Below are 21,425 nucleotides of genomic sequence, written 5' to 3' on the forward strand. Positions count from 1 at the left end.
CGCTCACTCGGTTAGGGCAGGGTCCACTTCTGGTTGGCGGCTGCGGTGCAGGTCCACAGGTGCACGGCGGTGCTGTCGGCGGAGCTGTTTCCGGACACGTCCAGGCACTTGGCCGACTGCGGGTTACGCAGGGTGCCGTCGGCCTGGGCGGACCAGTTCTGGGCACCGGATCCGTTGCAGGTCCAGAGCTGGATCTTCGTGCCGTCGGCGGATCCGCCACCGGAGATGTCCAGGCACTTGCCCAACGCCTTGACCGTCGAGTTCGGCGTCACGGTCCAGGTCTGCGCCGCACTGCCGTTGCAGGTGTAGATCTGGATCTGCGTGCCGTCGGCCGTCGCGGCGTTGCGGACGTCCAGGCACTTGCCGGCCAGGCCGGTGATCGGACCGGTCCCGCCGGTGCCACCGCTGCCGGTGGTGAACGTGAACGCGTCCACGTCGTAGAGCGCTCCGGTGCCCGTTCCCGCGAAGGTCAGGTAGAGCGTGGTCGTGCCGGTGGGTGGGTTGGTGATCGCCCCCGTGACGGTGGCGAACGTCTCCCAGCCACCGGTGACGGGGACCGTGGCCGAGCCGAGCACCGTGCCGGTGGCCGAGCCGGCCCGGACCTGGAGGGTGCCACCGGCGCCGCCCGAGGAGACCCGGGCGCTGAACGAGGTCACGTTGCCCAGCCGGTACGGCTGGAACGCGATCCAGTCGCCGTTGTTGATGTCGCCGACGGTCTTGCCGCCCTCGGCCGCGGTCTTGCTGAACACGTTGATCCCGGAGGAGGTGCCGAAGAACTCGGCCTGCCGGTGTCGCGGCGGCAGCGTGTGCTGGGTGTGCGTGGTCAGCCCGCCGGCGTCGGTGTACTCGGCGTCGAAGATGGCGAAGATGTTCGCCGCGTCGTCGTGCTCACCGTCGACCGGGATGGTGATCGTGCCGGAGCAGCCGGTCTTCGAGGTGATCTGGTGACCGTGCTGGTCGTGCCCGAGCACGTAGGTCATCTTGACCTTCGTGCAGTCGATGGTGCCGTCCTCCGGGTCGGTGACCGTGATGCTGAACGGCACCGTGTCGCCGAAGCTGAACAGCTGCCCGTTGCCGGGGTTGTTGATGGTCACCGTGGGCGCGGTGTTGCCGACGCTGATCGTCACGCTGGCGCTGCCGGTGGCACCCTGCGGGTCCCGTACGGTAAGCGTCGCGGTGTAGGTGCCGTTGGCGGTGTAGGTCTTCGACGGGTTGGCCGCCGTCGAGCTGGTGCCGTCGCCGAAGTTCCACGAGTACGTCAGCGCGCCGCCCTCGGGGTCGGACGAGCCGGCCGAGGAGAACGTCACCGCCAGCGGCGCGGCACCGGAGGTCTTGTTCGCGCTGGCCGTGGCGCTGGGCGCCCGGTTGCCACTGCCGACGTAGTCGAAGCGGTACAGCGCGGAGTTGGCGTCACCGTTGAAGTAGCCGGTGCCGTAGTCGAGCACGTAGTACGCCCCGTCCGGGCCGAACGCCGAGTCCATCACCTGCTTACCGACCCAGGGGAAGGTGTCGATGGTTCCCGGGGAACCGTCGGCGTTGACGTGGATCGGCTTGATCCAGCCACGGCCGAACTCGGTGGCGAAGAACTGCCCGTCGAACGACTGGGGGAACTTCGTCGTCGAGGTCGACGAGGCGTTGTAGCGGTAGACCGGGCCGCCCATCGGCGACTCGGAGCCGCCGCCGAACTCCGGAGGGGTGCCGGCGTCGCCGGCGTACCGGATCCAGGCCGGCCTGGCCGCGGGCAGCGTGCCCAGGCCGGTGTTGCGGAACGAGTTGTTGGTCGGCCCGCCGGCGCAGTTGTACTTGGCCCCGCCGGTGTTGGCGGCGAAGTCCCACTCGTTGTAGGTCTCGTTGGTGGTGTTGGTGCCCGTGCAGTACGGCCAGCCGTAGTTGCCCGGCGAGGGGACCCGGTTGAACTCCACCTGACCGGACGGCCCACGGGTGGCGCTGGTGGAGCCCGCGTCCGGCCCGTAGTCGCCGACGTAGACGACGCCGGTGGCCTTGTCCACGCTGATCCGGAACGGGTTGCGGAAGCCCATGGCGTAGATCTCCGGCCGGGTCTTCGCCGTGCCGGGCGCGAACAGGTTGCCGGTGGGGACCGAGTACGTCCCGTTCGTGTTCACCTTGATCCGCAGGATCTTGCCCCGCAGGTCGTTGGTGTTGCCGGCGCTGCGCTGGGCGTCGTACGCCGGGTTGCGGTTGGTCCGCTCGTCCAATGGCGAGTAGCCCGCGGAGTCGAACGGGTTGCTGTCGTCGCCGGTGGAGAGGTAGAGGTTGCCCGCGGCGTCGAAGTCGATGTCCCCGCCGACGTGGCAGCAGAACCCGCGGTCGGCCGGCACGTCGAGGACGTCGACCTTGCTGGCCTGGTTGACGGTGAAGTCGGCGTTGAGGGTAAACCGGGAGAGCCGGTTGACGCCCTGCCAGGCCGAGAAGTCGGTGCCGGTGGCGGGCGCGTCGCCGCCGGGGGTGGAGAGCGGCGGGGCGTAGTAGAGGAAGATCTGCCGGTTGCTGGCGAAGTTCGGGTCGACCCCGACGCCCTGCAACCCCTCCTCGTCGTGGGTGTAGACCGCCAGGGTGCCGATCACGGAGGTGTTGCCGGCCGAGTCGGTGCGGCGCAGCGTACCGTTGCGGGCGGTGTGCAGGACCGAGCGGTCCGGCAGCACGGCCAGCGACATCGGCTCACCCATGTCGGCCACACCGCGGGCGAGCTCGACCTGCTGGAAGTCGGTGGCGTTGATCGGGTGCGCCTGGGCGGCGGTCGGGCCGCCGACTGCGGCCGGGCCGGCGCCGAGGGCGACAGTGCCGGCCGTGGCCGCCAACAGCAGTGCCGATCCGGCGGAGAACCATCGTCGGGATCGATGAGTGGGAGCGTCCTTCATGGACATTTGTGCTGTCCCTTCCTGACGAATGACTGCCAGGCCGGGCGCGCGCCGTCGCGCCAGATGCCGTAGCGGTGGTGGGGTGGTATCGATGCTTACCGCGCCGCCGGTTCACCTCGACGAAACATTGTCGTGTTGGCCACGACACTAAATTGCACGTGTCGATGTGTCTATACCTTCCGCCGAATCGCCGTGAACTTTCGTCGATTCAACTGAAAGTCGCTCAGCTCAGGCGCGGCGGTCGATCGCCTGCCCGGCCAGCGCGACCAGAGCGGCACGGGCCTCCGCGGCCACCGTCGCGTTTTCCAGCGCGGCCAGCGCGGCCTCGGTGCGGACCCGGATCATCTGCTCGATCCGCTCCCGGGCGCCGGTCGCCTCGATGATTCCGCGCAGCTCAGCCGCGCCCTCGGCGTCCAACGCGGGGTTGCCGAACAGCTCCCGCAGCCGGGCGGTCTGCTGCCGGTCGGCTGCGCTGCGGGCCAGCGCCATCATCACCGTCGCCTTGCCCTCGCGCAGGTCGTCCAGGACCGACTTGCCGGTGACCGCCGGGTCGCCGAAGACGCCCAGCACGTCGTCGCGGAGCTGGAACGCGTCGCCCAGCGGATCACCGAACTCGCCCAGCGCGGCGATCAGCTCCGGCCCCGCGCCGGCCAGCGCCGCGCCGATCTGCAACGGCCGGGTCACCGTGTAACGGGCCGCCTTCATCCGGATCACGGTGAGAGCGCTGGCCACCGAGCCGTCACCCACCCCGGAGACCAGGTCCAGGTACTCCCCCGCGATCACCTCGGTCCGCATCAACGCGAACACCCCGTACCCCCGGTGCACCTGCTCGGTGCTCAGGCCGCACTCGTGAAACATCTGGTCCGACCAGGCCGCGCAGAGATCCCCGCAGAGCAGCGCGGTGTTGCGCCCGTACGTCTCGGGGTCGCCGCGCCACGACGATCGGGCGTGCAGGTCGGCGAAGAGCCGGTGCACCGACGGCTCGCCCCGGCGGCGGTCGCTGCCGTCCAGGATGTCGTCGTGGATCAGCGCGAACGCGTGGAAGAGCTCCAGAGCCGCCGCGGCCACCACGATGGGGGTGCCGTCGGACGCCCCGGCGCCACGCCAGCCCCAGTAGCAGAAGAGCGGACGCAGCCGCTTCCCGCCGGCGAGCACGAAGCGGTACAGCGCGGTGAACACGCCTCGCGGCGCGCCGTCGGGCCAGTCCGGGCCCTGCCGGTCGAGGAAACCGGCCAACTCCGCGTCGAAGCGCGCCCGCAGCCCACTCGCGTCGGCCGGCGCGACGGTGACCGTCATGATTTCTCCCCCGGCCGGTCCGCCTGCGTGCCGTCGACGGCCAGCCCGGCCAGCTCCAGCAGCAGCCCCTTGACCTCGGTGGCCGCGATCCGGTCGCGCGCGGCGGCCGGGTCGGAGCAGAGCAGCACCGGGGCGTCCGCCGGGTCGGTCGGCAGCCGCCCGTGCGAGCCGCGTACCGCCCGTGCGCCGGCGTCCAGGCCGATGGCGCTCATGAGGTAGCGCATGCCCAGCTTCTTGCGGGCCAGGGCGACGCCTGCCCGGCGCTTCGCCGCTCCCGGCGCGGCCGGGTCGAAGAACAGCTCGGCCGGGTCGTAACCCGGCTTGCGGTGGATTTCCACGAGCCGGGCGAAGTCCGGGGCGCGGGCGTCGTCCAGCCAGTAGTAGTAGGTGAACCAGGCGTCCGGCTCGGCCACCAGCACCAGTTCACCGGCGCGCGGATGGTCCAGCCCGTGCGCGGCCTTGCCCTCGGCGTCGAGCACCTCGGCCACGCCGGGCAGCCCGGCGCAGAGCTTCGCCACCGTCGCCACGTCGGCCGGGTCCCGGACGTAGACGTGCGCCACCTGGTGGTCGGCGACCGCGAACGCCCGTGACGTCCACGGGTCGAGGTACTCCATGCCGGCCTGGGTGTGCACCCGCAGCAGCCCCTCGGCGCGCAGCAGCCGGTTGACGTCCACCGGCCGGGACACGTCGGTGATGCCGTACTCGGACAGCACCACCACGGTGGCGTCGCGCGCCCGGGCGGCGTCCAGCAACGGCCCGAGCACCGCGTCCAGCTCAGCCGCCGCGGCCGCGGCCTGCGCCGAGGACGGGCCGAACCGTTGCAGGTCGTAGTCCAGGTGCGGGACGTAGACCAACGTCAGGTCCGGTGACACGTCGGCCAGGATCTGCTCGGCCGCCTGACAGATCCACCGCGACGACGGCAGCCCGGCCGTCGGCCCCCAGTAGGTGAACAGCGGAAAGGTGCCCAGCCGACCGGTGAGCGCGTCGTGCAGCTCCGGCGGGTCGGTGTAGCAGTCCGGTTCCTTGCGCCCGTCGGCGTAGTACACCGGGCGTGGGGTGACCGTCCAGTCGACGTCCGCGCCCATCGCGTACCACCAGCAGACGTTGGCGACGGTGTAGCCCGGCTCGGCCCTGCGGGCCGCCTGCCAGAGCTTCTCCCCACCGACCAGCGCGTTGTGCTGCCGCCACAGCAACACCTCACCCAGCTCCCGGAAGTACCACCCGTTGCCGACGATCCCGTGCCCGCTCGGCGGCTCGCCGGTGAGGAACGTGGACTGCACCGAGCAGGTCACCGCGGGCAGCACGGTGCCCAGCTCGGCGGAGAAGCCGCCGTCGGCGACCCCGCGCAGCCGTGGCATGTGCGCCAGCAGCCGCGGGGTCAGCCCCACCACGTCGAGCACCACCAGTCGCCGGCTCATCGCGTCACCCCCATGCTCACGGTTCGCTCTGCGGTCAGGCCGAGGCCGACCAGTTCGTCCCGGGCGAAGGCAAGCTCCGCGGCGATGCCGGCGGCCAGCTCCCCGTCGGTGCCAGGCCGCCGAGCGGCCGGCAGCACCCCCCAGGTGTACGTCTCCACGTCGAGGTGGTCACAGCCGGCGGTCGGGCCGTCGAAGAGCGCTCTCAGTGCCGCGCGGAGCACCGGCAGGGTCGAGCCGAGCGGTTCCTCGGGTGGGGCGTGCAGCGGCACGTGGTAGTGCACCCTCCACGCACCGGGCAGCGCCGCGTCGAGCGCCTCGTCCAGGTCGTCGGCCGCGTACGCCGGATCGGCCGGGTCCGACCCGCCCGCGCAGCCGGCGCCCCGGGTCTGGTGCAGGAAGCGCGGCTCCACCCAGCGGCGCAACGCGTCGGCGCCGCCGGCCGGGTCGGCCGCCTCCACGGCGGCGGAAACCTGCACCTTGACCACGGGCAGGCCGGCCGTCCGCAGTCGTTGCAGTGCCTCGGCCGGCTCCTCCCAGGCGCAGGCCAGGTGGGCCAGGTCGAGGCACACGCCCAGGCGGTCGGTGTCCATGCCGGACAGCAGCGCGGCGGCCTGGCCGGTGCTCTCCACCACGCAGCCCGGCTCCGGTTCGAAGCCGACCCGCACCTCGCGGCCGGTGTCGCGCTGCACAGCGGCCAGGCCGGCGGCGAGCTGGTCCAGCCGACGTCGGGCCGCATCGGCCTGGTCGGCGCCCCAGGGCTGGCGCCAGGCCAACGGCAGGGTGGAGATCGACCCGCGGGCCGCGTCGTCGGGCAGCAGGTCCGCGAGCACCCGGGCCAGGTCCAGGGTGTACGTCAACCGCCGCTCGGTGGTCCAGTCGGGTCGGTAGACGTCGTGCTTGACCACCGGCGCCTGGAAGGCCGCGTACGGGAAGCCGTTGAGGGTGACGACCTCCAGCCCTCGCACGTCCAGCTCGGCGCGCAACCGGCGGCGCAGCGCCGGGTCGGCGGCCAGCTCGGCGGCGACCGGCGCGGCCAGCCACAGGCCGAGCCCGAGCAGGTCGCCGCCGAGCGCCTCGCGGACCGGCACGGCGTAGGTGTCCAGTTGGGCGAGGATGCCGGCGAACTGCTCGGCGGGGTGCACGTTGGTGCAGTAGCCGAGGTGGACGGTGTCGCCGCCGGCGTGCCGCAGCCGCATCAGCTGCCGCCGCGCAGGATCGAGTTGCCGGTCCGCGGGTCCACGGCGGTGGTCTCCTCGTCGGCCAGGTCGAGCCGACCGGACTGCCCGTAGAACTCTACCGGGTTGCGCCACAGCACCTCGTCGACGTCGTCGTCGCCGAAGCCGGCCAGCAGCATCGCCTCACCGGTGGCCCGGGTCAGCAGCGGGTCGGAGCGCCCCCAGTCGGCGGCCGAGTTGACCAGCATCCGGTCCGTTCCGTACTCCCGCAGCAGCTCGACCATCCGCAGCGGGGTCATCTTGGTGTCCGGGTAGATGGAGAAGCCCAGCCAGCATCCGGTGTCCCGGACGAGCTTGACGGTCACCTCGTTGAGGTGGTCGACCACCACCCGGCCCGGGTCGATGCCGGACTCGTTGACCACGGCCAGGGTTCGTTCGACGCCCCGGGCCTTGTCCCGGTGCGGGGTGTGCACCAGTGCCGGCAGGTCGTGCGCCACGGCCAGCGCGAGCTGGGCGGCGAACGCCTCGTCCTCCTCCGGGGTCATCGAGTCGTACCCGATCTCGCCGACCGCCACCACCGCGTCCTTGTCCAGGTAGCGCGGCAGCAGGTCGAGCACCGCACGACAGCGCGGGTCGTTGGCCTCCTTGGGGTTCAGTGCCACGGTGGCGTGGTGCCGCACACCGAACTGCCCGGCCCGGAACGGCTCCCAGCCGATCAACGAGTCGAAGTAGTCGGCGAACGAGGCGACGCTGGTGCGCGGCTGGCCCAACCAGAACGCCGGCTCCACCACCGCCCTGACCCCGGCGGCGGCCATCCGTTCGTAGTCGTCCGTGGTGCGTGAGGTCATGTGGATGTGCGGGTCGAAGATGCGCATTCACGCCTCCGTGGGGGTGCGGGCGGTGAGCCGGTCGAGCAGGTCGGTGGCGTCGGCGGGCAGCTCCCGACCGGCGGCGTGCCGCTCGGCGGCCAGCGCGGCCAGCATCGCGGCCAACTCGGTGTCGGCGCGGGTGTCCAGGTCGGCCACCGCATTCAGCGGCACGCCGGAGAACACGCACTTGAGCACGGCCTGCCGCCAGGCCGCCGGGTCGAGGTGCCGGGCGTACGGGCCGAGCGCCGCGGCGACCAGCCGGGTGTCGTTGGTCCGGATCGCGTCGTGCAGCAGCGGCACCCCGGCGGAGCCGATCGGCAGCAGCGGCAGGGCGCGCAGCACGGCCCGCCGTTCGCCGGCGTCGCCGTGGCGGTAGAGGGCGTCGACGTACGCGGCGTGCTCGACGGGTAGGGCGGTGAGCAGCAGCACCCGGGCCGCGTCGTCGGCGGTCCAGTCGGGGGCGTCGGGCAGCGCGGCCCGCCCGCACCGCCGGCCAGCGGCCGCGAAGAGCCGGATGATCGCGGTGGGCTCGGCCGCGACCCGGCGCAGCGCCGTGTCCAGCCAGTCGGGATCGGGTACGCCCCGCAGCGCGGCCCGTAGTGAATCCGGTGTCATGCCGTCCCCTCCCTCGTGCTGCCCGGCGTGCTCCGCGTGCTCGGCAGGTCTCCAGACACGCACCCCTTTGCTCTGCTTCAACCCAGGCGACGGCCACCGTCCGGTATTCGGACAGTGGCTGTTGCGTCCGCTGAAGCAGAGCAAAGGGGCTCGGCGGAGTCCTCGTTCCCGCCGAGGCCGGCGGCCCGGGCCGCGGCGGCGCGCAGGAAGTCGATCGACCGGGCGGCCACGGCGGGCGCGGCGTGCGAGTCCCGGGGCAGCTCGACGGCGACCAGGCCGCGGTAGCCGGCGTCGCGCAGCGCGGCCAGGACCGGCGGGAAGTCGATCTCGCCGGTGCCGAACTCCAGGTGCTCGTGCACCCCCCGGCGCATGTCGTCGATCTGCACGTTGACCAGGTGCTCGGCCACCTCGTGCACGCACTGCGGCACCGGCCACGGCTCCAGGCACCGGCAGTGTCCGATGTCGAGGGTGATGCCGAATCGGGCCGGGTCGCCGAGCGCGGCGCGCAACCGGCGCCAGCCGGCGATGTCCTCGACCAGCATCCCCGGCTCCGGCTCGAAGCCCAGGGTGACGCCGGCGGTGTCGGCGGCGTCCACCACGGCGGCACAGCCGGCCACCAGCCGGTCCCAGGCGGTCTGCGGTGGTACCGGGGCGGGGCGGACGCCGGCCCAGAAGGAGACCGCCTCCGCGCCGAGATCGGCGCCGACCCGGACGGCCCGACGCAGGAACTCGATCCGCCGGGTCGGGTCGTCGTGCAGCAGCGTCGGGGCGTGCTTGTGCCACGGGTCGAGCAGGTAGCGGGCACCGGTCTCGATCACCACGGCGAGGCCCAGCTCGTCGAGCCGCCGGCTGACGGCGGCGACCCGGCGGATGAGCCCGGGCGCGAACGGGTCGAGGTGGTCGTGGTCCAGGGTCAGCGCCACTCCGACGTACCCGAGGTCGGCGAGGACGGCGAGCGCGTCGTCGAGCCGGTGGTTGGCGAAGCCGTTGGTCCCGTACCCGAGGCGCAGCGTCGAGGCGTCGACCGGTGGCGCGGAGCGGGGCTGCGGCGCGGTCACGTCGGGGAGACCTTCCGGGCCAGTCGCCGACCCAGCGGCGCCGCCGCCGCGACGGCCAGCCCGAGCAGGCCCGCGCCGCCGCGCGCGGTCAGCGCCCCCTGCAGGGCGGGCAGTCCGGTGATGCCGGCGCCGACCGCGGCGCGTACCCGGCCGGCCGACGGGTCCCGGACCACCTGGGCCTGGGCGGTGCCATAGCGGACGGCGTACCAGCCGGCCAGAACCGCGGGCAGCGCCGCAGGACCCAGCGACCACGCTCGGCCGCCACCGCCACCGCCACCGGCACCGCCACCGCCACCGCCACCGCCACCGGCACCGGCACCGGCCGGACCGCCGCTCGCGGTCGGACCCGCGCGGCGGGCGGCGGCGACGGGCCGGACACCACCGGCGGCAACCGGCCGGGTGGCGGGGGCCAGGACGACGGCACTGGCGGCCACCACGGCGGTGCCGGCCAGGGTGCGCAGCGGCAGGGCCACGTCGGCGCCGGTGACCTCGCGGCGGGACAGCGCGGTGACCGTCCAGGTGTGCGCGGCAACGGTCACCGCCGACGGCAGCGCCCGGGTCAACCGGCCGCCGGACGCGCCGAGCAGCACGTCCAGCCCTCGGCAGGCGGCCATCACGGCCGGCCCGGCAGCGGTGTTCTTGGCCAGCAGGTCGTACCCCCAGATGGTGGCTGCCAGCGGCACCGCGAGGGCGGCGGCGCGGCGACCGCCCACGGCGGCGGCCACGCCCACGCCGGCGGCGGTGAGGGCGGCGGCGAGCCCGACCGCGGCGGCCGGCGCCACCCGGCCGCTGGGGATGGGCCGCTCGGGCCGCTCGACGGCGTCCAGCCGGCGGTCGGCCCAGTCGTTGGCGGCCATGCCGGCCCAGTAGAGCAGCACCGAGGCACCGGCCAGGGCGGGCGTACGTCGGGTCAGCGCGCCGGCCGCCGCCGCCCCGGCGACCACGTCCCCGGGCACCGACAGGGCGGCCGGCGCCCGGACCAGCTCGGCAAGGTCAGCCAGCGTGGTCATGGGCACCGTCCCGACCGGCGTGCAGCCGAGCAGTGAAGTCGACCAGTCGGGCCCACTGCTCGGCCAGCGAGTGCGTGGGCGTGCCGAGCGGGTCCTTGAAGAAGAAGCCCAACTCGGCCAGCGGCCCGACGTGACCGGCGGTGTGCGCCGCGGCGGTGAGTCGGGCCAGGTCGAGCACGAGTGGCGCGGCCAGGGCGGAGTCACAGCCGTGCCAGGTGAACTCCATCCGCATCCCGGTGCCGAGGAAACCCGCGAAGGTGATCAGATCCCAGGCGGTCTTGAAGTCGCCCAGCTCCTCGACGTACTCGATCCTGGTGCCGCCCTGCGGCACGTAGCCCAGCGTCTCGCCGAGCACCCGCTGCTTGCTCTGCACCTTGGCCGCGTTGGCGGCCGGGTCGGCCAGTGTGGCGCCGTCGCCGCCGCCGAGGAGGTTGACCCCGGACCAGGACCGCACGGCCAGGTTGCGCATCGCGAACATCGGCGCGAGCACCGACTTGACCAGGGTCTCTCCGGTCTTGCCGTCGTGCCCGGCGTACGGCAGCCGGACCTGTTCGGCCAGCGCGGTGAGGGCCGGCAGCCGCAGCCCGGTGGACGGGGTGAAGTCGACGTACGGGCAGCCGGCCAGCAGCGCCGCGTACCCGTACAGCGAGCTGGGTGGCAGCACCTCGTCCGGGCCGGTGAGGGCGGCGCGCAGGGCGTCCGGATCGGCGTGCCCGGGGTGCGGTCGGGGGGCGGGTTCGGTGGCGGAGACGTTGACCACCACCACCCGGTCCAGCCCGTGCCGTTCGCGGAAGGCGGTGAGATCACGGACCACGGCGGCGGCCCGGTCGGCCTGGGTGGCGCCGACCGGCGCCGGGCGCAGCTCCTGCTCGACCGCGGCCAGCTCGTCGGGGAGCGCGGCGACCAGCCGGCCGGGAATGACACCGGTGTCGGCCAATGCCTCGGCCCGCTTGCACAGCGGAGTGGTGGACAGGTCGTGCCCGCCGAAGACCAGGTCGGCGAAGGACGGCAGGGCGGGGCCGCGCAGGTCCGGAAGCTCGGTGACGCAGCCGGTCGACCCGGCCAGGCCGGCTCGCAGCGCGAGCCCTCCGACGATGCTGGTGGTCGCTACGGAACCGCGCGCTCCTACCAGCCAGACACCCGTTCGCATGGTGCTCCTTCCCGTTCAGGAGGAACCGTCGGTGAAGCTAAATATAGGAATATCAGAATATTTCTCGAAAAGATACGGCCTAGGTGGATGGGCCCCGCCCGCCCGCCTCGCACCGGAAGGACACCGGATTCCGACGTCGGCGTCGGCGGCGACGACGTCGGACCGGCTCCCGGTACGGGTGCAGGCAGACGGGGCTGGTAGGCAGGGTCTGTCGGCGTCTGACCCTGCCTCCCCCGCTATCCAGCCGATCGGGGCATTGGCACACCCCGGCCGGACGTCTCAGGCCGGCGTCTCCGAGGTGTCGCCGGGTGGTGGCGGTCTCCCGGTGCGGCCGGGGAATCCCGGTCCGGCCGCACCGGACGACCGTCCTGCTCGTGCGCCACCGGGCCCTGTGGCCCGGCCGCACACCCTCCGGTGCCGACCTCGTCCCGGCCGCGGGGCGCAAACCGCGGCCGGTCCCTCGCCGGTCGGCTCCGGAAAGCCGGTCGGGCGATGGCGGCGCGAGCACCGCCATCGCGGATGGACAACTGTCAGACGGCCACTGCGGCCAGCGCCGGTTCCACCTCGGTCCAGGAGGAGCCGATCTCCGCCGATCGGGTCACCGCGTCCAGCACCAGCTGGACCTGCAACGCGTCGGCGAACGAGGGAGTCGGGTCGACACCGGTGGCGATCGCCTCGACGAAGTCCCGCATCTGGTGCGTGAAGGAGTGCTCGTAGCCGATGATGTGGCCCGGGGGCCACCACGCCGACATGTACGGGTGCTCACCCTCGGTCACCAGGATGCGGTTGAACCCCTGTTCCACGGTGGGCCGGGTGGCGTCGTAGAACTCGAGCTCGTTGAGGCGTTCCAGGTCGAAGACCACGCTGCCCAGTGAGCCGTTGATCTCGACACGCAGGGCGTTCTTGCGGCCGGTGGCGAACCGGCTCGCCTCGTACGTGGCCAGGGCGCCACCGTCCAGGCGGGCCACGAAGACCGCGGCGTCGTCGACGGTGACCCTCCCGGTGGTCGGACCGTTGCCGTCGACCGGACCGCCGCCGTCCAGGGTGGCCGCCAACCCGCTCGACCCGGCCGGCAACGGCCGTTCCTTGACGAAGGTCTCGGTCACCGCGCTGACGCCGGTGATCCGCTGACCGGTGACGAACTGGGTCAGGTCGATGATGTGCGCGCCGATGTCACCGAGCGCGCCGGAGCCCGCCCTGTCCTTCTGCAACCGCCAGACCAGCGGGAACTGCGGGTCCACGATCCAGTCCTGCAGGTACGTCGCCCGGACGTGCCGGATCACCCCGAGTCGCCCGTCGGCGACCATCTGGCGCATCATCGTGACCGCCGGGACCCGTCGGTAGTTGAACCCGCACATCGATCGGACCCCGGCGACCCGGGCGGTTTCCGCCGCGGCGGTCATCGCACGTGCCTCGGCCACCGTGTTGGCCAACGGCTTCTCGCACAGGACGTGCTTGCCGGCGGCCAGTGCGGCGAGGGCGATCTCGGCGTGGCTGTCGCCCGGGGTGCAGACGTCGACCACGTCGATGTCGTCCCGGTTGATCAGGTCACGCCAGTCCGTCGTGTACGCGTCCCAACCGAGCCGGTCGGCGGCATCGGCGACCTTCCCGGTGTCCCGGCCGCAGATCAACGCCATCCGGGCCCGCGCCGGGAGGTCGAACACGCGGTTCACGGTGCGCCACGCCTGCGAGTGCGCGGCGCCCATGAACGCGTAGCCGACCATGCCGACCCGCAGTTCTTTGTCTGTCGTGGACAAGGTGGGTCTCCCCCCGTGTGTCAGAACCCGAGCTTCTCGTAGCTGCCGGCGTTCTCCTTGGTGATCGTCTCGGAGGCGAGCGTCACTTCCTTGGGCACCTGCAGCTCCGTGAAGTCGCCCAGACCCCGGCCCTGCGCGATGAGTCGCGCCAGCGAGATCGCCGACGAGGCCATCGACGGGTTGTAGGTGACCGTCGCCTTGAGCACGCTGTTGTCGGCCTTGATCGCGTCGATCGCGAGCTTCGAGCCAGCGCCGCCGACCATGAAGAACTCGGTGCGGTTGGCCTGCTTGATGGCGGCGAGCACGCCGATGCCCTGGTCGTCGTCGTGGTTCCAGATCGCGTCGATCTTGGGCAGCGCCTGGAGCAGCTGGGCCGCCTCGCGCTGGCCGCTGTCCGAGGTGAACTCGGCCGAGCGACGGTTGCGCACCTTGAACCCGTACGTCGCCAGGGCCGCCGCGAAGCCGGCGCTTCGCTCGACGGTCAGCGGGATCTCCAGACCGGCGATCTCACCGATCACCGGGTCGCTGACACCCTTGTCCTTGAGCTGCTTGCCGATGTAGTTGCCGGCGGAGACGCCCATGCCGTAGTTGTCACCCTTGATGACCAGCCGCGAGGCCAGCGCGTCGGGGAAGGCGCGGTCGAGGTTGACGATCGGGATGCCCGCCTGCATCGCCTGGAGCGCGACGGCGTTGACCTCCTTGCCGTCGTGCGGCAGCACGACGATGATGTCCGGCTTCTGGGCGATCAGCGTGCCGAGCGTGGAGCGCTGGGCCTCGGAGTTCGACCCACCGTCGACCTCCTTGAACTCCACGTCCGAGTAGGCCCCGGCCTGGGCCTTGGCGTTGGCGTGGATCGCGCCCATCCAGCCGTGGTCGGCGGCCGGGGCCGAGAAGCCGATGACGACCTTCTTGCCCGGGGCGTTGTTGCCGGCGCTGTCTCCGGCGGCCTTGGTCTGGGTGCTGGCCGCCGGGGTGTCGTTGCTGGTGCAGGCGGTGAGCAGGGTGGCGGCGCCGACTGCGGCTCCACCGAAGAGCAACCGGCGGCGCGACAGGTCGCGACTGTGCTGGGTCATGAACGACCTCCTGGGAGCGGGATGTGAGTGGATGAGGGTGTGCGGGGCCCGGCCACTGTCGAGGCTTCTCGACGTCGCCAGGAACAACGTGCGGTGCATCAGGGTGTGGTGGTGAGCCTGTTCCGCGCGAGGAGCCGAGTGAATGACTTGAACTGGAACTGCTGGACCAGGACGGCGGCGACGATAATGCCGCCCTTGACCATGTTCTGCGCCTCGATGGAGAGGCCGTTGATGGCGAAGAGGTTCGTGATGGTGGCGAAGATGATGACGCCCAACAGCGAGCCGACGATCGTGCCCCGACCACCGCTGAGCAGCGTCCCGCCGATGATCGCCGCGGCGATCGCGTCCAGCTCGTACAGGTTGGCCATCGCCGCCTGCGCCGAGGTGGCCTGCGAGGTGAGCATGATGGCGGCGATGCCGCAGCACAGGCCGGAAAGCGCGTAGAGCAGCATGGTGTGCCGGCGGACGTTGATGCCGGCCAGCCGCGCGGCCTCCGGGTTGCCGCCGACCGCAATGGTCCGCCGACCGAACGTCGTCCGGTTGAGCAGGACCCACCCGGCCAGGACCACCGCGCCGAGGATGTAGACGAGGATCGGAATCCCGAGCACCTTGCGCGCCGCGATGTCGTTGATGAACGTGCTGCCCGACACCTGGGTCTGCTTGTTGGAGATCGACGCCGCGAGACCACGCGCGGCCACCAGCATCGCGAGCGTCGCGATGAACGGCACCAGCCGCCCGTACGAGATGAGCACGCCGTTGACCAGGCCGACGCAGATGCCGACGATAAGGGCCGTGAAGATCATTCCAGCGGCGCCGTAGCTCTGGGTGGCCACCGTCGTGCACCAGACCCCGGCGAGGGCGACGATCGCCCCGACCGACAGGTCGATCCCACCGCCGATGATCACGAAGGTCATGCCGACGGTGACCACACCGACGACGGAGGCCAGCTGCAGGATGGCCAGGACGTTGTTCCAGACCCAGTTCGGGTCGCCGTAGAGGTCGGGTTTGGTGACCGCGCCGACCACGATGAGCGCGGCCAGCACACCGACCAGACCGAGGTTTCGCTTGGCGCCGTCGCCGCCGTCCCCCCGCCACCAGGAGAGCCGACCCGTGGATGCTGCCTTGTCGCTGGCCACCGCCGTCTCCGCCGGTTCCACCGGTGGCGACTGCGCCGGAAGCTGCGGGCGCTCCGATGTCGCGGTGGGAGTGGGAGTCGCGTCGCTCATGCCGGTGCGCCTTCCATCAGTGACCCCGCCATCACGAGGTCGAGCACGGTGTTCTCGTCGAGCTCGCCGGCCGCTGCCTCGCGGACGACCCGCCCTTCCCGCATCACCAGCACCCGGTCGGCCAGACCGAGCACCTCGGGCACCTCGCTGGAGACCAGCAGCACCCCGACGCCCTGGGCGGCCAACGCCCGGATGACCTGGTAGAGCTCAGCCCGGGCGCCGACGTCCACGCCCCGGGTGGGCTCGTCCAGCAGCAACAGCTTGGTGCCGCCGAGCAGCCACCGCCCGACCACGACCTTCTGCTGGTTGCCGCCGGAGAGCGTGCGTACCGGCCGATTGACGTCCCGGGGCCGCAGCTCCAGACTCTCGGCGATCCGGTCCGCCTCGGCCCGTTCCTTCGCCGCGTCGGTGAAGCCGAGCCGCGCGTACCGGCCGAAGGTGGCCAGCGTGACGTTGCGGTAGATCGGCTCCCCGAGCAGCAGCGCCTGACTCTTGCGCTCCTCCGGGGCCATCCCCATGCCGGCCCGCACCGCCGCGCCGACGCCGGGACGCAGCACCCGCCCGTCCATCCGGACCACCCCGGTCTCTGCGAGCCGGGCACCGTAGATGGTCTCCAGCAACTCGGAGCGGCCGGAGCCGACCAGGCCCGCGATGCCGACGATCTCGCCCGCGCGCACCGTCAGCGAGACGTCGGCGAACTCGCCGGTACGGGTCAGCCCCTCCACCTGGAGCAGATCGGCGCCGACGGTGTCGTCGGTGGGCCGGTCCGGGAAGACGTACTCGATGGTGCGGCCCGTCATCCGGCTGACCAGGTCGCGGGTCGGGGTGTCGCGCGCCGGCAGGTTGGCCGCCGTGGTCCGGCCGTCCTTGAGTACGGTGACCCGGTCGCCGATCTCGCGGATCTCCTCCAGGCGGTGGGAGATGTAGATGACGGCGATGCCCTGAGCGGTCAACTCACGAATGATCCGGAACAGGTTGCCGACCTCGTCGTGGGCCAGCACGGCGCTCGGCTCGTCCATGATGATCAGTCGAGCCTCGTGCGACAGCGCGCGGGCCATGCTGACGATCTGCTTACCGGCGGCGGGAAGCGACCGGACCATCCGCCCCGGCGGGATCTCACCGTGGCCGAGCCGACCGAGGATCTGCCGGGTGTGCCGGGCCATCGTGCCGCGCCGGACGAACCCGAAACTGCGGTGCTCGTGACCCAGGAAGGCGTTCTCCGCCACCGAGAGATCCTCGACGAGATCGAGCTCCTGGTAGATGGTGGCGATGCCGGCGCGCATCGCGGCCTGCGGGTTGGCGAAGGCGGCCGGCTCACCACGCCACTCGACCTGCCCGGAATCCGGTTGGTGCACCCCGGAGAGCACCTTGATCAGGGTGGACTTGCCGGCGCCGTTCTGCCCGAGCAGGCAGTGCACCTCACCGGCGCGCACCTCCAGTTGTACGCCGTCCAACGCGCGTACGCCGGGGAAGGTCTTGACCAGATCGGTGAGGCGCAGGACCACCTCGCCCGCGACGGTGTCTGCGGGAGCCTCGACCAGCGGCGCCTCGGCGACGGCCTCGGCCGACGCGGTGGCGGGGCTGTCCTCGGGCAGGGCCACGGTCTCCTCCTCGCTCACGACGGTTGTTCGGTCAGCGACTGCGGCCGCACGGTGCCAGCCCTTGTTCGCGACTGCGGGGCTCGCAGAACCGGCTCACTCCTCGCGCTCACGGTGCCAGCCCTTGTTCGCGACTGCGGCCTCATGACGCCTCCGCGAAGGCGACGTCGCTGGCGAGCACGGCCGCGCCGGCGACGCCCGCACGACCGCCGAGCTCGGACAGCACGACGGGCAGGTTGCCGGTGGCCAGTGGCAGCGACCGGCGGTAGACCACGCTGCGGATCTCGGCGAGCAGGATGTGCCCGAGCTGGGCCAGCCCGCCACCGATCACGATCATCGACGGGTTGGTGAAGCTGACCAGGCCGGCGAGGACCCCGCCGACCCGCCGTCCGCCGTCGCGGATCAGCTGGATGCAGGTGACGTCGCCCTCGACGGCACCCTCGGCGACATCGAGCGCGGTCACCGCGCCGCGCAGGGCCAGCCGCTCGGCCAGCGCCGGCGATACTCCGCTGCGGGCGGCGGTGATGGCTTCCTTGGCCAATGCGGCTCCACTGAACAGAGCCTCCAGGCAGCCGACGTTGCCGCAGGAGCACATCGGACCGTGCGCGTCGACCTGGATGTGGCCGATGTCGCCGGCGCAGCCATCGGTGCCCCGGTAGACCTCGCCGGTGAGGTAGATGCCACACCCTATTCCGGTGCCGATCTTCACGAAGAGGAAGTCGTCCACCGAGTGGGCGACCCCGCCGTGACGTTCGCCGATCGCCATGATGTTGACGTCGTTGTCGACCACCGCCGGGCAGCCGTGCTCCCGGCTCAGCAGCTCGCGCACCGGGAACCGGTCCCAGCCCGGCATGATCGGCGGTGAGACCGGGACGCCGTCGCGGAAGCTGACCGGGCCGGGCACTCCGATGCCCACCGCGTCCAGCCGCTCGTACGCGCCGTCGACCCGGGCCTTGTGCAGCAGCTCGTTGACCCGTTGCAGGGTCACCTTCGGTCCGTTGCGGATGTCGGCCGGCTCGGCGTAGTGGGCGACCGGTTCGAGGCGGCCGTTGACCACCTCGACGTCCATCGAGCTGGCACCGAGATCGACGGCGGCGAAGCGCAGCTTCGGGTTCAGCTCGACCAGCGTGGACCGACGCCCACCCCGGGAGGCGGCGAGCCCCGCCTCGGCGACATAGCCCAGCGCGACCAGGCGATCCAGCTCGGCCAGCAGGCGCGGGCGCGGCATCTGGAGCCGGTCACCCAGCTCGGCCCGGGACACGGCCCCCTCGTCGCGGAGCAACCGCAACAGTCGAACGTGCAGGGGGTCGACGGTCCGCACCGGGACTCACCTCTTCATCGGCGTCGTTCACATCGACGCAATGCCGATGTGTTGTGTCCGACACAGTAGGAGCGTTCCGTACCGCCTGTCCAGAGCTTCAGCCGTTCTGTTCCCAACTTTTGTCCGAAAGAACAAAAGCTACTAGTCGATCAAGAAAAGGATCACCGGCCGCCCACGTCCGCTCGCGCGGCGTACCGCTCCCGGACACCAGACCGCCCCGCCTCCCGTTTCCGGATGGCGGGGCGGCTCGTGGGACAGGTCAGTGGCCGTCGGCAGGCTTCCGCTTCTTCTTGAGCTTGCGGTCGTCGCGCAGCTCGACGTACGGCTCGTCGTCGACCGAGTGGCCGGCCGCGATGGCCCGACTGCGCTCCAGCTCGGCGTCGAACTCCGCGCCCAGCAGGATCGCGATGTTGGTCAGCCAGAGCCAGATCAAGAAGACGATCACCCCGGCCAGCGCGCCGTAGGTCTTGTTGTAGGAGCCGAAGTTGCTCACGTACAGGGCGAACAGGCCGGAGATCACCAGCCAGAGCACCACGGCCAGCACGCCGCCCGGGCTGACCCAGCGGAAGCCGCCGTGCCGTGCGTTCGGCGAAGCCCAGTAGAGGATGGCGAACATCAGGCTGACCATGAGGAGCAGGACCGGCCACTTGGCGATGTTCCACACCGTGACCGCCGTCGAACCGACCCCGATCGCGTTGCCGACGATCTCGGCGAGGCGACCGGTGAAGACCACGATCACGGCACTGGCCAGCAGCAGCAGGCCGATCACCGCGGTCACCCCGACCCGGATCGGCAGCGTCTTCCAGATCGGCCGCCCCTCCGGCACGTCGTAGATGGTGTTCGAGGCGCGCATGAACGCCGCGACGTAGCCGGACGCGGACCAGAAGGCGGCCAGTAGACCGATGATCGCCGCGATGCTGGCCAGCCCGCCGCTCTCCTGTGCCTGCTTGATCGCATCGCTGATGATCGTTTGGACCGTATCGTTGGTCACCGCCTGGTTGACGGTGTCCTTGACACCATCGGTGGCGCTCGTGCCGAGCAGGCCGAGGATGGAGATCAGCACCAGGAGGCCGGGGAAGATGGACAGCACCCCGTAGTAGGTCAGCGCTGCCGCCCAGTCGGTCAGGCTGTCGTCCTGGAACTCGCTGACCGTCCGACGCAGAGCCGCCTTCCAGCTGCTGCCGGGAAGGTCGGCGGGGCTGTCCGGCCCGGCATCGGGGCCGACCGGCGCTTTCGCCGGGTCACGCTGGGTGGAAGTCTCGTCGGGGGCCATGGCCCCTCCTCATCGTTGGCGGTGTCACCAGCGAACATGCCCAGATGACGGTGACGAATAACCCACTATGCGTACAGCAACCTGCCCATTCGTCGCGAGGCGACCAGCAGCCCGAGGGCCATCATCGCCAGCAGGTAGAGCACGTCGAGCAGCCACGACCAACCGCCGACGCCCAACGCGACCCCACGGATCAGGTGCACCGACCGGTAGAGCGGAGTGACCTCGACCAGCCAGTGCAGCAGGGTCGGATAGGCCTGCGCCGGCACGAACGTGCCGGAGAAGAGGAAGAGCGTGAACTGGGCGGAGCCCATCAGGTCGAAATCCTGCCAGCTGCGCATGAAGGTGGAGAGCGCCATGCCGAGCGCGCCGAACGCGAAGCCGACCAGTACGGCCGCCGGGAGGGCCGTCAGCGCCCGAGGCACCGAGGTCAGGCCCAGCGCGATCATCACACCGAGGAACGCCGCCGAGTAGGCGCTGCCCCGCAGCATCGCCCAGCCCAGCTCACCGAGGGCGATCTCGAACGGCCGTACCGGGGTGGCGATCACCCCGTCGTACAGCTTCATGTATTTCATCTTGCCGAAGAAGTTGAAGGTGGTCTCCGAGAGCGCGCCGGTCATCGCGGAGGAGGCCAGCATCGCCGGGGCCACGAACTCGGCGTACGAGACCAGCCGCCCGCCCGGCAGCGGCAGGTCGCCGACCAGCGTGCCGACGCCCACCCCGATGGAGAGCAGGTAGAGCAGCGGCTCCACGAAGCCGGAGAGCAGCAGCAGCCAGTAGACCGACTTCAGCGCCGCGACGTTGCGCTCGACCACCGACGCCGACCGCCGGGACGCGGCGGAGACGTCGAGCAGACGAGGCAGGATCAGCGTGACCACGACATCCTCCCTAGACGACGAGCCTGCGCCGGAACGTGCGCAGCGCCAGCAGCCAGCCGGCGAACGCCCAGGCCGCCAGGTAGAGCAGGTGCCCGACGATCGACCACTGTGGGGCGACGCCGAGCGTGGCCGCGCGGCAGAGGTCGACGGCGTGCCAGAGGGGCGTCACGTACGCCAGCCAGCGAAGCGCGTCGGGCAGCGACTCGACCGGAAAGAACACCCCGGCGAACAGCGTCATCGGAATGACCGCGAACCGGAAGAGCATCGCCAGCCAACTGTCGCTGGACACCGACGCGGCGTACGCGAACGTCGGCGCCGCCACGGCCAGCCCGAGCAGTGTCACCACCGGCAGGGTGGCCACCGCCCACGGCGAGCGCAGAGCACCCAACAACCCGGTGACCAGCAGGAACGCCGCGATCGTGCTGAGCACCCGGAACAGCACGAAGGCCAGGTGCCCGGCCAGGATGTCGGCCACCCGCAGCGGCGCCGCGCCCTGCGCGAAATAAGTCTTGATCCACTGGAAGTTGCTGAACACCGGCCAGGTCGAGTCGCCCACGGTCACCTGGAGGGCGGTCGAGGCGATCAGCCCGGGGACCAGCCAGTCGAGGTAGGACACCCCACCGACGCCCTGGTCGACGTACGCACCGACGCCCAGCCCGAAGCCGAGCACGGTCAGCACCGGCAGCAGGAACGAGGAGAACACCCCGGCCCGCCAGGTGCGCCGGTAGCCGACCAAAAAATATTCGAACACGGCGAGCGCCGGCACCCGTGGCAACGCTGGCCCAGCCCGCTCCGATCCCGCCACGCTCACCACGACCACCCCCGCCACATC

General features: G+C 71.6%; 17 protein-coding genes. All 17 read right to left on the reverse strand.

What is annotated here, in order from left to right:
* Positions 1 to 11: 11 nt before the first annotated feature.
* Positions 12 to 2,885, reverse strand: a complete 2,874-nt coding sequence (locus tag ACLJN9_RS12095; protein ID WP_410811310.1) for a PQQ-dependent sugar dehydrogenase — start codon at positions 2,883 to 2,885, stop codon at positions 12 to 14.
* A 222-nt stretch (positions 2,886 to 3,107) separates the two neighbouring features.
* Positions 3,108 to 4,175, reverse strand: a complete 1,068-nt coding sequence (locus ACLJN9_RS12100) for a polyprenyl synthetase family protein (RefSeq protein ID WP_410811311.1) — start codon at positions 4,173 to 4,175, stop codon at positions 3,108 to 3,110.
* Positions 4,172 to 5,593 carry an alkaline phosphatase family protein gene (locus ACLJN9_RS12105; protein WP_410811312.1) on the reverse strand — a complete coding sequence of 474 codons (1,422 nt, stop codon included), beginning with the start codon at positions 5,591 to 5,593 and terminating at the stop codon, positions 4,172 to 4,174. The genes ACLJN9_RS12100 and ACLJN9_RS12105 overlap by 4 nt, the downstream gene beginning before the upstream one ends.
* Positions 5,590 to 6,789 carry a metabolite traffic protein EboE gene (gene eboE / locus ACLJN9_RS12110; protein WP_410811313.1) on the reverse strand — a complete coding sequence of 400 codons (1,200 nt, stop codon included), beginning with the start codon at positions 6,787 to 6,789 and terminating at the stop codon, positions 5,590 to 5,592. Before eboE ends, ACLJN9_RS12105 begins: the two co-directional genes overlap by 4 nt.
* Complete coding sequence (locus tag ACLJN9_RS12115) at positions 6,789 to 7,643, reverse strand: TatD family hydrolase (protein WP_410811314.1); 855 nt, start codon at positions 7,641 to 7,643, stop codon at positions 6,789 to 6,791. Before ACLJN9_RS12115 ends, eboE begins: the two co-directional genes overlap by 1 nt.
* The gene (locus ACLJN9_RS12120) at positions 7,644 to 8,252 is read right to left on the reverse strand and encodes an EboA domain-containing protein (RefSeq protein ID WP_410811315.1); all 609 of its coding nucleotides are present in this window, start codon (positions 8,250 to 8,252) and stop codon (positions 7,644 to 7,646) included.
* Positions 8,253 to 8,329: 77 nt separating this feature from the next.
* Positions 8,330 to 9,310 (reverse strand): sugar phosphate isomerase/epimerase family protein, encoded by a 981-nt coding sequence (locus ACLJN9_RS12125; RefSeq protein WP_410811316.1) that lies wholly within the window; start codon positions 9,308 to 9,310, stop codon positions 8,330 to 8,332.
* Positions 9,307 to 10,320, reverse strand: a complete 1,014-nt coding sequence (locus ACLJN9_RS12130) for an SCO3242 family prenyltransferase (protein ID WP_410811317.1) — start codon at positions 10,318 to 10,320, stop codon at positions 9,307 to 9,309. Before ACLJN9_RS12130 ends, ACLJN9_RS12125 begins: the two co-directional genes overlap by 4 nt.
* The gene (locus tag ACLJN9_RS12135; protein ID WP_410811318.1) at positions 10,304 to 11,470 is read right to left on the reverse strand and encodes an inositol-3-phosphate synthase; all 1,167 of its coding nucleotides are present in this window, start codon (positions 11,468 to 11,470) and stop codon (positions 10,304 to 10,306) included. The genes ACLJN9_RS12130 and ACLJN9_RS12135 overlap by 17 nt, the downstream gene beginning before the upstream one ends.
* Before the next feature lie 530 nt (positions 11,471 to 12,000).
* Entirely contained in the window at positions 12,001 to 13,194 is a 1,194-nt protein-coding gene (locus ACLJN9_RS12140) for a Gfo/Idh/MocA family protein (RefSeq protein ID WP_410811453.1), read from the reverse strand.
* Between the two features lie 53 nt (positions 13,195 to 13,247).
* Positions 13,248 to 14,300, reverse strand: a complete 1,053-nt coding sequence (locus tag ACLJN9_RS12145) for a substrate-binding domain-containing protein (protein WP_410811319.1) — start codon at positions 14,298 to 14,300, stop codon at positions 13,248 to 13,250.
* A gap of 98 nt (positions 14,301 to 14,398) precedes the next feature.
* Positions 14,399 to 15,526 (reverse strand): ABC transporter permease, encoded by a 1,128-nt coding sequence (locus tag ACLJN9_RS12150; RefSeq protein ID WP_410811320.1) that lies wholly within the window; start codon positions 15,524 to 15,526, stop codon positions 14,399 to 14,401.
* Complete coding sequence (locus ACLJN9_RS12155; protein ID WP_410811454.1) at positions 15,523 to 17,031, reverse strand: sugar ABC transporter ATP-binding protein; 1,509 nt, start codon at positions 17,029 to 17,031, stop codon at positions 15,523 to 15,525. The genes ACLJN9_RS12150 and ACLJN9_RS12155 overlap by 4 nt, the downstream gene beginning before the upstream one ends.
* Positions 17,032 to 17,266: 235 nt before the next feature.
* A complete protein-coding gene (locus ACLJN9_RS12160) occupies positions 17,267 to 18,445 on the reverse strand; it encodes an ROK family protein (RefSeq protein ID WP_410811321.1) in 1,179 nt (392 codons plus the stop codon).
* 259 nt (positions 18,446 to 18,704) lie between these two features.
* Positions 18,705 to 19,718, reverse strand: coding sequence for a YihY/virulence factor BrkB family protein (locus tag ACLJN9_RS12165; RefSeq protein ID WP_410811322.1), 1,014 nt, complete (start codon positions 19,716 to 19,718; stop codon positions 18,705 to 18,707).
* A gap of 65 nt (positions 19,719 to 19,783) precedes the next feature.
* A complete protein-coding gene (locus ACLJN9_RS12170; protein ID WP_410811323.1) occupies positions 19,784 to 20,593 on the reverse strand; it encodes an ABC transporter permease in 810 nt (269 codons plus the stop codon).
* A 10-nt stretch (positions 20,594 to 20,603) separates the two neighbouring features.
* On the reverse strand, positions 20,604 to 21,404 hold the full coding sequence (locus ACLJN9_RS12175; RefSeq protein WP_410811324.1) for an ABC transporter permease: 801 nt from the start codon (positions 21,402 to 21,404) through the stop codon (positions 20,604 to 20,606).
* Positions 21,405 to 21,425: the final 21 nt, after the last annotated feature.

This window comes from Micromonospora sp. 067-2 (genome assembly GCF_046549295.1).
Classification (GTDB): Bacteria; Actinomycetota; Actinomycetes; order Mycobacteriales; family Micromonosporaceae; genus Micromonospora.

Bases quoted from the DNA above. Each gene is read 5' to 3' on its own strand.
- ACLJN9_RS12120 (WP_410811315.1), bottom strand. From the start codon at position 8,252: ATGACACCGGATTCACTACGGGCCGCGCTGCGGGGCGTACCCGATCCC.
- ACLJN9_RS12105 (WP_410811312.1), bottom strand. From the start codon at position 5,593: ATGAGCCGGCGACTGGTGGTGCTCGACGTGGTGGGGCTGACCCCGCGG.
- ACLJN9_RS12150 (WP_410811320.1), bottom strand. From the start codon at position 15,526: ATGAGCGACGCGACTCCCACTCCCACCGCGACATCGGAGCGCCCGCAG.
- ACLJN9_RS12130 (WP_410811317.1), bottom strand. From the start codon at position 10,320: ATGACCACGCTGGCTGACCTTGCCGAGCTGGTCCGGGCGCCGGCCGCC.
- ACLJN9_RS12095 (WP_410811310.1), bottom strand. From the start codon at position 2,885: ATGTCCATGAAGGACGCTCCCACTCATCGATCCCGACGATGGTTCTCC.
- ACLJN9_RS12135 (WP_410811318.1), bottom strand. From the start codon at position 11,470: ATGCGAACGGGTGTCTGGCTGGTAGGAGCGCGCGGTTCCGTAGCGACC.
- ACLJN9_RS12115 (WP_410811314.1), bottom strand. From the start codon at position 7,643: ATGCGCATCTTCGACCCGCACATCCACATGACCTCACGCACCACGGAC.
- ACLJN9_RS12100 (WP_410811311.1), bottom strand. From the start codon at position 4,175: ATGACGGTCACCGTCGCGCCGGCCGACGCGAGTGGGCTGCGGGCGCGC.
- ACLJN9_RS12165 (WP_410811322.1), bottom strand. From the start codon at position 19,718: ATGGCCCCCGACGAGACTTCCACCCAGCGTGACCCGGCGAAAGCGCCG.
- ACLJN9_RS12140 (WP_410811453.1), bottom strand. From the start codon at position 13,194: ATGGTCGGCTACGCGTTCATGGGCGCCGCGCACTCGCAGGCGTGGCGC.
- eboE (WP_410811313.1), bottom strand. From the start codon at position 6,789: ATGCGGCTGCGGCACGCCGGCGGCGACACCGTCCACCTCGGCTACTGC.
- ACLJN9_RS12145 (WP_410811319.1), bottom strand. From the start codon at position 14,300: ATGACCCAGCACAGTCGCGACCTGTCGCGCCGCCGGTTGCTCTTCGGT.